The 12014-nt window shown below is 67.7% G+C and carries 10 protein-coding genes and 1 pseudogene; 5 read left to right on the top strand and 6 right to left on the bottom strand.

Annotated features, from left to right (window positions below):
- The first annotated feature begins 73 nt into the window (after nucleotides 1–73).
- The 5 genes from VB734_RS09505 to VB734_RS09485 all read left to right on the top strand — a co-directional run bounded on the left by VB734_RS09505 (nucleotide 74) and on the right by VB734_RS09485 (nucleotide 7375).
- Nucleotides 74–970, top strand: a complete 897-nt coding sequence (locus VB734_RS09505) for a hypothetical protein (protein WP_323243305.1) — start codon at nucleotides 74–76, stop codon at nucleotides 968–970.
- Nucleotides 971–1065: 95 nt separating this feature from the next.
- Nucleotides 1066–1908, top strand: coding sequence for a hypothetical protein (locus tag VB734_RS09500; RefSeq protein ID WP_323243304.1), 843 nt, complete (start codon nucleotides 1066–1068; stop codon nucleotides 1906–1908).
- A 127-nt stretch (nucleotides 1909–2035) separates the two neighbouring features.
- Nucleotides 2036–2908, top strand: a complete 873-nt coding sequence (locus VB734_RS09495) for a hypothetical protein (RefSeq protein ID WP_323243303.1) — start codon at nucleotides 2036–2038, stop codon at nucleotides 2906–2908.
- Nucleotides 2909–3159: 251 nt separating this feature from the next.
- Entirely contained in the window at nucleotides 3160–4014 is an 855-nt protein-coding gene (locus VB734_RS09490; RefSeq protein WP_323243302.1) for a hypothetical protein, read from the top strand.
- A 616-nt stretch (nucleotides 4015–4630) separates the two neighbouring features.
- A complete protein-coding gene (locus VB734_RS09485) occupies nucleotides 4631–7375 on the top strand; it encodes a zinc-dependent metalloprotease family protein (protein WP_323243301.1) in 2745 nt (914 codons plus the stop codon).
- Nucleotides 7376–7465: 90 nt separating this feature from the next.
- Here the strand turns inward: VB734_RS09485 and grrM are convergent, their stop codons facing one another.
- The 6 genes and pseudogenes from grrM to VB734_RS09455 all read right to left on the bottom strand — a co-directional run.
- Nucleotides 7466–8641, bottom strand: coding sequence for a cyclophane-forming radical SAM/SPASM peptide maturase GrrM/OscB (gene grrM, locus VB734_RS09480; protein WP_323243300.1), 1176 nt, complete (start codon nucleotides 8639–8641; stop codon nucleotides 7466–7468).
- Nucleotides 8638–9039 carry a GrrA/OscA1 family cyclophane-containing rSAM-modified RiPP gene (grrA, locus tag VB734_RS09475; RefSeq protein WP_323243299.1) on the bottom strand — a complete coding sequence of 134 codons (402 nt, stop codon included), beginning with the start codon at nucleotides 9037–9039 and terminating at the stop codon, nucleotides 8638–8640. The genes grrM and grrA (VB734_RS09475) overlap by 4 nt, the downstream gene beginning before the upstream one ends.
- Nucleotides 9040–9094: 55 nt before the next feature.
- Nucleotides 9095–10054 (bottom strand): extracellular substrate binding-like orphan protein GrrP, encoded by a 960-nt coding sequence (grrP, locus tag VB734_RS09470; protein ID WP_323243298.1) that lies wholly within the window; start codon nucleotides 10052–10054, stop codon nucleotides 9095–9097.
- Nucleotides 10055–10142: 88 nt separating this feature from the next.
- Nucleotides 10143–10541 (bottom strand): GrrA/OscA1 family cyclophane-containing rSAM-modified RiPP, encoded by a 399-nt coding sequence (grrA, locus tag VB734_RS09465; RefSeq protein ID WP_323243297.1) that lies wholly within the window; start codon nucleotides 10539–10541, stop codon nucleotides 10143–10145.
- Between the two features lie 13 nt (nucleotides 10542–10554).
- Nucleotides 10555–11478, bottom strand: a complete 924-nt coding sequence (gene grrP, locus VB734_RS09460; protein ID WP_323243296.1) for an extracellular substrate binding-like orphan protein GrrP — start codon at nucleotides 11476–11478, stop codon at nucleotides 10555–10557.
- A 239-nt stretch (nucleotides 11479–11717) separates the two neighbouring features.
- Nucleotides 11718–12014: pseudogene (locus VB734_RS09455) on the bottom strand (nicotinate-nucleotide diphosphorylase (carboxylating)); the annotation flags it as partial.

Raw genomic sequence — 12014 nt, 5'->3', positions numbered from 1 at the left:
ATTGACTAAAGCGCCTTGATGCCAGGTGACAAAACCTGTGGTATGGTGAGCGAACTTTCATCCTGTTGCAATGTTGGCCTCGGCCCGCCGCAACCAGCTCCTGTCGGTCGGCTGCCTGGCTGGTCTCCTTGTCGGAGGCGCCGCCCCTGCGATGGCGTTCACGTCGTTTGACGTCGATTTCAGCGCGGCCAATAAGAAAACAAGCGCAGATGCCACCGGCGTTTCCGGGAAGATGACGTTCAGCTTCACCAAGCTGGACCCAGATAACGCCGCAGATAATCGCTACACGCTGGATCTGAACATCAAAAATACTTCCCCCGTTGGGACCAATCCAACTGGAACCTTAACAGCCTTTGCCTTCAATGTTCCGGGACCTACATCATCTCCTGATTTCAAGCTGCTGACCTACAACCCCTTGATTTCGAATTTCGGGGATGTCTACGGCGCATCGACGACTCGCAGAGAGGTGAATGTCAATAACAACCAGAATCTCCTCTTCCCCACAACAGGAACACCTATCCGAGCTGCCTACTCACCGTTCGGCAGCTTCACCTTCTGCGCCCGAGACACCGGCATCATATGCCACGGAGGCACCCAGAACGGCACGGGCCTGAGGGATGGCGAGTCGACCGCTGTCCGCTTCACGCTGGCCTCCAATAAATCGTCGATCAACAGCGCCAGTCTCGTCGCCCAGTCGTTTTTCGATCTCTTCAATTCCCGTACCTTCACCAAGGACGGCGATTTCAAGCATGCCCAGGTGGCCCTCCGCTTCCAGAACGTGACCACCACCATCGGTGCCCGAGGCAAGAGCGACAAGGTCGCCGGTGTTTCCACCAGGCCTCCTCAAGGCCCCGGCGATCCAGTCCCCGCCCCCCTCCCCGTGCTCGGAGCAGCCACGGCCTTCGCCTTCAGCCGCAGGCTGCGTCGCAGGATCTCTTCCGCCAGCCCCCTGCCTGCCGCCACCGCCTGAACGGCTCTGAAGTTTCGGGCCTCAGGGCATACCCTGGCCCAGACTGCCTCTCCACTTGATCGGAGAAACCGTGGCACGGGCAACAATCGCGCATGGTGTCTGATTCTCCCGCCAGCCCCCGTGGGGCTGCGGTCCTGGCCGACCGATTTTCTGTATTTGCACAGGTCCTCTTCGTCCTCTACGGCGTCAGGATCGTCGCCACCGCCATTCCCCTGCGGCCACTCGACACCCTCTGGCAGCTGAGCGTCAGCTCCAGCCTGATCAGCGCCGCCGCCATCCCCTTAGTGGGCCTGGGGTTGCTGCATCTGGCGGCCTATCTGGATCCGGCCAATGCCGCCCTGGAGAAACGCCGCAACGTCCTGGCCCGGTGGGCGATCCTGGCGGTGCTGGGGTTTCTGCTGCTGATTCCTCTGCAGGCCTATGCCTCCTGGAGCACCGTCGCCACGGCCCGGGCCAGGCTGACGACCCAGCTGACCACCGCCAACAGGAACTTCGCCCTGGTCCGCGAGGCCATCAGCGCCGCCTCCAGCCTGGAGGATCTCCAGCTGCGCCTGCAAGCGCTCGAGTCTCCCGAACTGGGCATCCGCTTCGAGAACCTGGGCCTGCCGTTGCCGGAGACCCGGCGCCAGATGCTGATCCGCCTCAACGAGATCGAGGAGCAGGTGAAGACCCGGATCAAGGCGCCGCCACCGGAGGCCATCGAGAACGTGGCGACCAACGCCCTGCGGGTGATGGCCACCAGCGTCGTCTATGCGCTGGCCTTCGCGGTCGCAGCCCAGCGCCGCGGCCAGGAGGTGCCGCTGCTGGTGGAGATCCTGACGCTCTGGAGCCTGCGGCGGCAGGAGCACCAGCCCCGACGGGGTTCCGCCGGCGCCATCGAGGAGGACTACTACGCCCAGCTCGCCCCGCCGGAGGACGATCCGCCCGCCTCCCCCTGAACCCCCGAGGGCGGGCAAAACTGTGAGCAGGGTGAGAGAATCTCTGCTATGGTGAGCGTGGATCAAGAAAGCGTTCAAGCGCGCCACAGCCAAGAACCGCCTCCGGCTGCTCGGTGGCCTCACTGGAGTGGGCCTCGCTGCCCTGGTCGGGCCGATCGGGCTCGCCAGCCCTGCCATGGCCAAGTCAGCCTTCGATGTGGTGTTCGACAGCGGCATCGCCGGCACCAGCTTCTACAACACCGGCGTCAAGGGCCGGATGAGCTTCGACTTCCGCAAGGACCCGGGCGACGGCAACACCTACACCCTCGACCTCGGCATCACCAACACCTCCCCGGCGTCGGGCCCCCGCTCCGGCACCCTGGTGGGATTCGCCTTCAACGAGCCGCTACGCGACAACGGCAGCGAGGCGATCTCCCTGCTGAGCTACAACCCGCTGGATTCGGGCTTCGGCAGGGTGTTCGGTGGCGTGAACAACGCCACCTCCAACCAGCGCAGCCGAGGAGTCCGCGTCAACGAAGACGCATGGCTGGCGATCACGGGCTCGGCCACCTCCCCCTATGCACCCTTCTCCAACTTTGATTTCTGCGCCCGCATGCGCAGCAGCAATGGCTGCCATGGCGGATCCGGCAGCACCGGCATCGGTGGAGGCAACACCGTCAACGTGCAGTTCAAGCTCAAATCCAACGACGCCTCCATCGCCACCGCCGACCAGGTGGCGGAGCGCTTCTACAACCTTTTCAACTCCTTCGAACCGGGAGATCGTTGGAGCAAGGCCCAGATTGCCCTGCGCTTCCAGAACGTGAAAAAAGCCAACGGGAAAACCGAAAGTGGCGGCGAGAAGGTCACAGGGGCAGCGTTCTGGCGCATTCCTGATGAAGGCCCCACCGATCCGGTTCCGGGTCCCCTTCCCATTCTGGGAGCGGCGACGGCCTTCGGATGGAGCCGCAAGTTGCGGCGACGGATCAGGATCTCCTCAGCTCGGAGCAGCACCGAATCGTGAGAAAGATCACCCTCAGTTCTTGATATCAAGGCCATGATCCACACCCAGTCCTGGTCATAACCAGTCATACATTGAATGGCCGGTCGGTTGGCAGACTGGCAACTTGCATCCTCGGTGATTGAAGTTGCTGCGAGAAAGTTCTGCGGCCTGAATGCTTCCGATCCCGTGGCGCTCGCGTCCCACCCCATCGACATCCACGCAGGGAAACCGGCAGGCCACCCAGCGTCCCGAACCCGAAACCGGCTGTCCTGATGGCCGGCACCAAGGAATTCAGGGCCTTCGACGCGGCGATCCTGGCCGATCGGCTCGCCTTCATGGCGATCGCCCTGTTCGTCACCTACCTCATCACCCTGCTGTCCAGCATCGTTCCCGTACGCCTGCTGGACACCGACTGGCAGCTCCGCTTGATCGCAGCCTGCCTGGATTCGGCCACCATCCCCCTGGTGGCCCTCGGGCTGCTCCACCTGGCCGCCTACCTCGACCCCGAGAACCCCGTCCTGCAGAAACGGCGCGACGCTCTCGCCCGTCTGGCCCTCGTGGCGGTCATCGGCTTCCTGCTGATCGTCCCCCTGCAGGCCTTTGCCGGCTGGAACAGCGTGGTGGCGGCCAGGGCCAACGTCGCCCGTCAGCTCTCCGTCGCCAACGGCACCTTTGATCTGCTCCAGGAGACCATCACGACGGCCACCAGCCTCGACAACCTTCAGGCCCGCCTCCAGGCCATCCAGACCCCAAGCCTCGGGATCCGCTTCGAGACCATGGGGCTGCCGCTGCCGGAAACCAAGCGCAGAATGCTGGCTCGCCTCCAGGAGGTGAGGCAGGAGGTGGTGGGCAGGATCCAGGCCCCGACGCCCAAGGCCATCGCGTCCGTGGTCAGGGACAGCCTGCGGGTGATGCTCTCCGCCTTCGCCCTGGCCATCGCCTTCGCCATGGGCGCCCAGCGCAAGGGGCAGGAGGTGCCCCTGCTGGTGGAGTGGCACACGGCGATCAGCCTGCGGGGTCGGCCGCTTCCCGGCCTGGCCTCCGGCCCCAGCGAGGAGGAGTACTTCTCCCGACTGGTCCCCGAGGAGGACGACAGCGCGGAGACCGGCGTCCCCCCACCCCCCTGAGGCTTGCCGACCGGCGCTGCGGATGGCACCATCCCGGCAGGTAGAGGCCCGCAGCGGAGAGCAGCGCCCTGGCTGCAGATCCGCTACAAATCTCCAGGTCATGCTTAAAGGCGCTTAGGGCGATAGAGCTCTGACCCTCAGGCTTCAGGGAGGGTGCTTCCAAGGTGCCGGCAGCCGGGATGCCGACGGCTTGAACCCTTGGCACCACTGGGATTCTCCCTTCCCCACCCCCCTCTGGAGAGCCCCCAGCCCCTCTGGCGACACCGTCTTGACGGCCGTGGTCCGGCCTCCCGGGCAAGGCCGCCGTGGTCGCCCTACAGCGATTTTTGACTCCGAACCCACAGGTTTGGTGGTGCAATTCCAAGGAAATGCTCAGCGTCGGTCACGCAACTCTCCCCGTGAATTGGCCTGTGCATAAAGACAGCAAAGCTGCTGCAGAACGATGATGAGTGCGGGGGAAAAGGGTTCCTTCCATCAGCCCCCCCCGGCAACAAAGTCGATCCCCCCAGTGCTCTGGGCGCAACGACTTTGAAGATCTCCTGAAGCATCCGCCTGTCAATGGTTGGAAGCTTCGGGTGGTGATGGATGTCGCTTGCTGTTTACCCCTCTCTTCGCCATGACTACCACCGAATACGCAGGGGGCCAACAATCACTTTCCCCCCTCCTTACTGAACTTTCGAGCCAAGCAAGACGCTCCTCTGATACAACCCTCAGCCTCCTGGTCGACGCGGCCCCGGCCCCAGCCGAAGCGCCCGCCACCCTGATCAACGCCGTTCTGGCCACGACCAAGGCCTCACCTCCCCCCCCTGGTTCGGCCAATGCCCTGGGCAGCCTCGAAGCCAGCTTTTCGGCTCCGGCCGCCCAGCCCGCCGCTCCGGAGGCCATCTTCCAGAACGGCGTCAGCCTCGACGCCGCCCCGGCGGTGGCCACGACCAGCCACCAGGCGCTGAACGATCCCTGGCCCGGGGAAGCCTCCGGCCCGTCCGCCGCCGCCATGGGACCCACCTGCGGCTGCCGGGCCTGCAGCGTGCTGGCCGTCACCAGCGGTGACGGTGCCGCGGCCTGGGACACCACCACCGACCAGGCCCCCCTGGTTCTCAACAGCCTGGTCACCCTCGGCACGGGAGTGAACCTGAGTGACGTGTTCCGGCTGCACAGCAACCCGAACGCCACGAAGACGATCTATCTCGACTTCGACGGCTATCAGGTCAACAACTCCCCCTGGGAGAACGGCGGCAACCTGAGCCTGAAGGGCTTCTACAGCACCTTCGACGACAAAGCTCTCACCGAAATCCAGCGCATCTGGCAACGAGTGGCCGAGGACTTTGCCCCCTTCAACGTCAACGTCACCACCCAGGACCCTGGCACCGAAGCCCTGCGCAAGTTCGGGACTGGCGATGACCGCTGGGGCATCCGGGTGGCCTTCACCAGCAACCTCAACCTGCTCACCGGCAAGGCGATCACCAATGCCGGTGGTGGTGGCACCGCCTACTACAACAGCTTCAACTGGAGCACCGACGACGTGGCCCTGGTGTTCAACCGGGGCGAATACACCGCCGCCGAGACGGCCAGCCACGAAGTCGGCCACACCCTCGGCCTCACCCATGACGGCGCCGGCACCACGGAGTACTACGGCGGCCACGGCGGCACCGGTCCCACCAGCTGGGGCACGATCCTTGGGGCGGCCTGGCTGGGCAACGACGAGAACCTCACCCAGTGGAGCAAGGGTGAGTACACCGGCGCCAACAACACCCAGGACGATCTTGCCACGATCACCACGGGCAACGGCTTCACCTACAACGTCGATGACCACGGCAACGCCTTCAGCACCGCCACGGCGCTCACCGGGCTGACCTTCAGCAGCTTCGGCATCATCGAGCGCAACACCGACGTCGACATGTTCCGCTTCGACACCGGCGCCGGCCTGGTGTCCTTCAACATCGTCAACGCCTCCCGGGCCTTCATCGGCAGCCCCGGCAGCACCACCACGCAGTACCTCACCGCCCGCGGCGCCAACCTTGACATCGCCGCAACCCTCTACCGGGCCGACGGCAGCGTCGTCCAGACCTTCAACCCGGCCGATCTGACCACGGCCAGCTTCTCCACCACCCTCGCCGCCGGCACCTACTACCTCGGCATCGACGGCGTCGGCTTCGGCACCCCCCTGGCCAGCACCCCCACCGGCTACACCGACTACGGCAGCCTCGGCCAGTACATGGTGAGTGGCACCGTCCAGCCCGCCGGCAGCACCCCGCCCCCCACCACGACCACAACCCCGCCGCCGACCACCAGCACCGCCAGCACCCTCCAGGTGCTCGATCCCAACGGCGCCGTCGAGCTGCTGCGCGACACCACCAACAACCGGATCTCCGTCCGCGTCAACGGCCTCACCTCCGCCGTCCGCTTCCGGGGCAAACAGATCACGGCCACCCAGTTCGCCGATCGTCAGATCCTGGCCGCGGAAACCAACGCCGCCGGCAAGAACCAGATCCTCTGGGAGGTGGTCTCCACCGGCCAGATCCGCACCTGGACGCTCGATGGCAACTGGAACTTCGTCAGCTCCGACAACAACCTGACCACTCCCACCAGCAGCGCCGGCCTGCTGTTCCAGCAGCAGTTCATGGTCGATGCCACCGGCACCCCGCTGACCGGCACCAGCCAGCCCCCGACCACCACCACCACAACGAGCACCACCAACAACACGAGCACCAGCACCGCCAGCACCCTCCAGGTGCTCGATCCCAACGGCGCCGTCCAGCTGCTGCGCGACACCACCAACAACCGGATCTCCGTCCGCGTCAACGGCCTCACCTCCGCCGTCCGCTTCCAGGGCAAACAGATCACGGCCACCCAGTTCGCCGATCGTCAGATCCTGGCCGCGGAAACCAACGCCGCCGGCAAGAACCAGATCCTCTGGAAGGTGGTCTCCACCGGCCAGATCCGCACCTGGACGCTCGATGGCAACTGGAACTTCGTCAGCTCCGACAACAACCTGACCACTCCCACCAGCAGCGCCGGCCTGCTGCTTCAGCAGCAGTTCTCCGTCGATGCGAACGGAGCCCCCCTGCGCAGTGCGACCCAGTTCGCCGCGACCGACACGGTCGACCCGATCATCGGCGGCGGTACCAGCCTGGCCCCGGCCGGCGGCGACGACATCGCCGGCGCCCCGATGGCCTTCGACGACGCCCTGAGCTCCGATCCGCTGCTCAGCGGCGATCCGATCCTGGCCCTGACGGAGCTCGCCTCCCTCGGCGGCAGCCAACCCCTCGCCACCGATCCCCTGGCCTCGCCGTTCCCGGCCGCCGGCTTCGGTGCCACACCGGCCACCCCCTGGCTGGTCGACACCCAGCCCCTGCTTTGACAGCTCACCCACGCGCCGGCGTTTCACGGCTGATCGATCCAAGAGCCGCTGCCTCACCGCAGCGGCTCGTCTGCGTGGACCCTCAGGGGATCAGGACGCCAGCCCCAGCGCCTGCTCCAGGCCGGCGAGCACCACATCGGCGGTGATCTTGATCCGGTAGCGGCAGGCCTGGGTTTCGCTGCAGGCGAAGGTGCCGTGCTCCCAGTACTTGTTGCTGCCGGCGCCGCCGCCACAGAGGCCGAAATAGGCGCACTCGTCCCGGCAGCGGTCGGTGCCGGCGCGCATGTCCGCCAGGATGCGCCGGAACTTGGCACTGGCCGCGATCGAGACGAGGCTGTCGGTCTGGACGTGGCCGAGGACGAAGTCGCCGTAGGTGTCGGTGTGCACCGCCAGCAGCTCGGGGTCGAAGGTGGAGATCGCCCCCCTCGCATCCACGTTGACGATGGCGAAGGGGTTGTTCATGTCGGTGCAGGCCAACCGGGCATCGGCCTGGGCCAGGCTGCAGATGCCCTCGAACTCCCGCACCCGCATCAGCTCGGGCCGCTCCTGCCACAGCGCCCAGAACCGCTCCAGGAAGCGTCGATAGGCGGCCTCGGCCCGGGGGCGGCTGAGGGTGGAGACGCGGTTCTCCCCTTCGGTCTCCTCCATGTTGAAGGCCACGTCGGTGATGCCGTGCTCCACGAAGAAGGCGTGGAGCTCATCGGCATGGGCGAGGGACTCCTCGGTGATCACGGCGATCACCTGGAAGGGGATGCCGCGGCGGCGCAGGTGCTCAATGCCGCGCAGCGTGGCGGCATGGGTGCCCAGGCCGGTGCGGGTGCGGCGGTGGACGTCGTGCAGGAAGGCGGGGCCGTCCATGCTCACGCCCACGGCGATGCCGTTGCGCTCGAAGCAGTCGCACCAGGCCTCGTTGATCAGCGTGGCGTTGGTCTGCACCGACTGGTGGATCGTCAGGGGCTCCCCCGTCCAGCCCTCCAGCGCCCGCCGCACGCTCGCCGTGGCCGCGTCATAGAAGGCGATCGGCACGGTGAGCGGCTCGCCGGCATGCCACAGCAGGGTGAAGTCGCCGCCCACGTAGGGGCTCTCCAGCACCCGCGCCAGGGCCGCCTCCAGCAGCTCCAGCGACAACCGCTGCCGGTCGTCACGGTTGGGCAGGTAGCAGTAGTCGCAGTCGAGGTTGCAGTAGGGGGTTGGCTGGACCACCAGCAGCTGCAAGGGCCCGAACCCTTCCGGGTTGCCCGGTGGCGGCGTACCGGTGGCGGTCACCAGAAGTTGCGGAAGCCGCCGTTGCGGAACCCTCCGTTGCCCCAGCCGCCGTTGCGGAAGCCGCCGTTGCCCCAACCGCCATTGCGGAACCCGCCGTTGCCCCAGCCACCGTTGCGGAAGCCGCCATTGCCCCAGCCGAGGCGGGGGGAGTTCACGAACACATAGGCGAGGCGGCCATCCGGGGCCTTGGCCCGGCCCTCCGCCCCCGCCGGCCGGCCGGAGGCCTCGCCCATGGCCTGCGAGATGCGCCGCAGCCGGGCGTCGATGGAGCCGGGCGCCGCCTCCAGGGGGGGTGAGGACGGTGCGTCGATGACAGCCCTGGCCGCCGCGCCGGCCGGAGCCAGGGCGGCCAGCAACAGCAGGAAACCGAACAGACCGGAACGGGGGTGGTTCGTCATCGGGTTGCTGCCAGGTAGGAAGGGGAGGCGGATGGGTGGGGCGGAGCGGAGGGGTTCAGGGACGGGGCGCCGGGGCGGGGGCCGCCAGCTGGAGGCCTTCGCGGGTGATCAGCACCGACTCGAAGAACGCCCGCACCCGGTCGGTGGGGACCGCCAGCACACCGGTGGGGCCGATCCAGGGAGCGACGCTGGACACCGCATCGGGGCGACCTTCCAGGTAGCCCTGGAAGAGGCTGGCGATGGCCAGGTTGACCACGTTGAGCAGCCGGGAATTGTTCTCCGGCACGATGCAGCCGACGCCGTAGCTCACGTAGGGCTGCTCCGGCACCAGGGCCACACCGGAGAGCCGGCGCTCGTGCCGCAGGCCGGCCAGCAGGTTGGCATCGCCCAGCACCCCGGCCACCTTTTTCTGCTCAAGGGCCGTGACGGCCTGGGGCAGGGTGGGGAAGCTGACCGCCTTGGCGCTGGGCTCCAGGGAGCCGAGGAACCCAGCCCCGAGCGAACCCTCCACCACCGCGATCGACTGGCCGGCGAGGGAGGCGGGGGAGCCGTCGAGGCCGCCGCTGGCGGTGAGCAGCCGCAGGCCGGAGAGGCCGATGGGCAGGGTGAAGTCCACCAGCTTCTCCCGATCCCAGGCAAAAGGCACCCCGCAGGCCAGGCCGGCCCGGCCGCTGGCAACGGCCTCCACTGAGATGGTGGTGTTGTCGACGGGGGCGAAGCGGATCCGCACCGACGGGCCGAGCTCGGCCTTGAGCTGGCGGTCGATGCGGCGGGCCAGGTCGATGGCGTAGCCCTCCGGCTCCCCCTTCGGCCCCATCCGGACCAGGGGCGGGCTGTCAGCGGGACCCACCATCAGCACCTCACCGGAGGTCGCCGCCTGCTGCAGCACGGCGTCGGCGGCGCTGGCCGGCACCGGGGCGGACAGGGAGCACAGGCAGGCCACCGATCCCAGGGCCAGGGCCCTGCCGTGGCGGGATCGGATCGAACCGGAAGCCACCGCAGCGGGAGAATCCATTCGCCGAGCCGTTCACGTGCTGCACCTTAGGGGTGGTTCGGTGGCTTGCCCACGGAAGCTTCCGGCCTTGAAACGCTGGCTCCGGGGCCTACCAGTTCCGGAACGCCCCACCGCGCACGCCGCCCCCATTCACGAGGCCGCCCCCGCCCCTGGCATTGACGAAACCGCCGCCCCCGTTGCGGAAGCCACTGCCGCCGTAATACGGGTGCCCGTTGACGAAGCCGCCGCCACCGGCCACATTGCCCCATCCGCCCCGGCCGGCGTTGGCGAAGCCATAGGCCAGCCGCTGATCGCCGGCGGAGGCACCGTCCGCCCCGCCCCCTGCAGCCTGGGCGCGGAACGCGGCGCTGATGCGCTGCAGCCGTTGCTCGATCGTGGCTCCGCGGGCCGGCGAGGACAGCAGGGCCGCCTCAACGGCGGCGGGAGCGGTGAAGGCCGCCAGCGCCAGGGAGAACCCGAGCAGGGCCGTGCGGGAGGTGATGGGCATGGGGCGAATCTCCTTAGCGGGCAGGGGAAGTGGGGGCGACGGATGGGGACGTTGCAGGCAGGGGCCTGACCCGTTCGTAGTTGAGCAGAACGGACTGGAAATAGGCCTTGATCACCTCGGGGGGCAACTCCAGGACTCCCTTCGGACCCAGCCAGCGGTTGACGCTGGCCACGGCCGCCGGCTCATCGTCGAGGTAGCCCTGCACCAGCCGGGCGATGGCCAGATTGACCAGGTTGCGGAAGGTGGAATTGTCTTCCGGAAGAATGCAGCCCACCGCAAAGCGGGAGAAGGCCTCCGCCGGCACCAGGCCGTACCCCTTGCCACCGAGGCTCTGGAGGGCACCGGCGAGCAGCAGGGAATCACCCCCCACGCCATCCACCTGGCCGGCCAGCAGCGCCCGCACCGCCGGCTCGATGCCGGCGAAGGGGACCCGCACTGCCGTCGGCTGCACGGCGGCGATGGTGGCGCTGCCCAGGGAGTCCTTCACCACGCCGATCCGCTTGCCCGCCATCGAGGCCGCCGAACCATCGAGCCCCCCCTGGCGGGTGAGCACGCGGATCCCTGAGAGGGCGAAGGGCATGGAGAAGTCGACATACATCTCCCGCTCCCAGGTGAACTGAACCCCACAGGCCAGATCCACATCACCGCGGCTCACGTCACGGAACACCGCCAGCGGATCCGCGTTCGCGGTGTAGACGATTTTCACCGGCCGATTGAGATAGGTGGAGACCTCCGCCTCGATCCACCGGGCCACATCCAGGCTGTAGCCCACCAGCGTCTTGCTGGCATCGCGGTAGGCGAAGGGCACGAGGTCGGTGGGGCCGGCCATGGTGATCTCGCCGGTGCGCGCCGCCTGCTCGAGCACCGATTCGGCCCTGGCGGCCGTGGGGCTGGCCAGCGCCGCCACCAGGGCCAGCAGCAGGGAAGGTGCCACCACGGGCCACCGCCGGGCCCGGCCGGCGAAACCGATCGGGACGACCGCCTGTTGCGACGTTGGCGACTGAAGCGTTGGCGGCTGAAGCTTATGGAGCGGAGTGGGTCGCTGCGGCACGCGGTTCTGCGCTGGGGGGCATCGGCGCTCAGTCTGACAACCGATCGCCGGCGGAACCACGGCAGCCAGGGATTGAGGTGGATCTTCACCCTGGCCCCGGCTCCGGTCAGGGCTCAGGCCCGGTCTCAGGCCACGGTGGCCGCGAAGCGCATGCTGAGATCCAGCCAGGGGCTGCGGGTGATCGGGGCACTGGTGGAGATCAGATCGATGCCGGTGGCCGCGTAGGCGGCCAGCTGCTCCGGCCGCACCCCGGAGGCCTCCAGCACCACCGCCGGCGCCAGGGCCCGCAGCTGCGGCACCAGCTCCGCCAGCGCCTCGGGGGTGAAGTCGTCGAGGAGCACCGCATCGGCCCCAGCCCGCACCGCGGCTTCCGCCTCGGCCGTGGTCTCGGCCTCCACGATCACCCGCGCCGGCCAGGGGGC

It is taken from the genome of Synechococcus sp. BA-124 BA4, from assembly GCF_034931165.1.
Note: the sequence above shows the minus strand (reverse complement) of the source record. Positions and strands in the feature narration are given on the sequence as shown.

What these genes read in the sequence shown, in the direction of transcription:
- grrA (WP_323243299.1), bottom strand. Translation starts at nt 9,039, where the DNA reads ATGACGAACCACCCCCGTTCCGGTCTGTTCGGTTTCCTGCTGTTGCTG.
- grrA (WP_323243297.1), bottom strand. Translation starts at nt 10,541, where the DNA reads ATGCCCATCACCTCCCGCACGGCCCTGCTCGGGTTCTCCCTGGCGCTG.
- VB734_RS09485 (WP_323243301.1), top strand. Translation starts at nt 4,631, where the DNA reads ATGACTACCACCGAATACGCAGGGGGCCAACAATCACTTTCCCCCCTC.
- grrP (WP_323243298.1), bottom strand. Translation starts at nt 10,054, where the DNA reads ATGGATTCTCCCGCTGCGGTGGCTTCCGGTTCGATCCGATCCCGCCAC.
- VB734_RS09490 (WP_323243302.1), top strand. Translation starts at nt 3,160, where the DNA reads ATGGCCGGCACCAAGGAATTCAGGGCCTTCGACGCGGCGATCCTGGCC.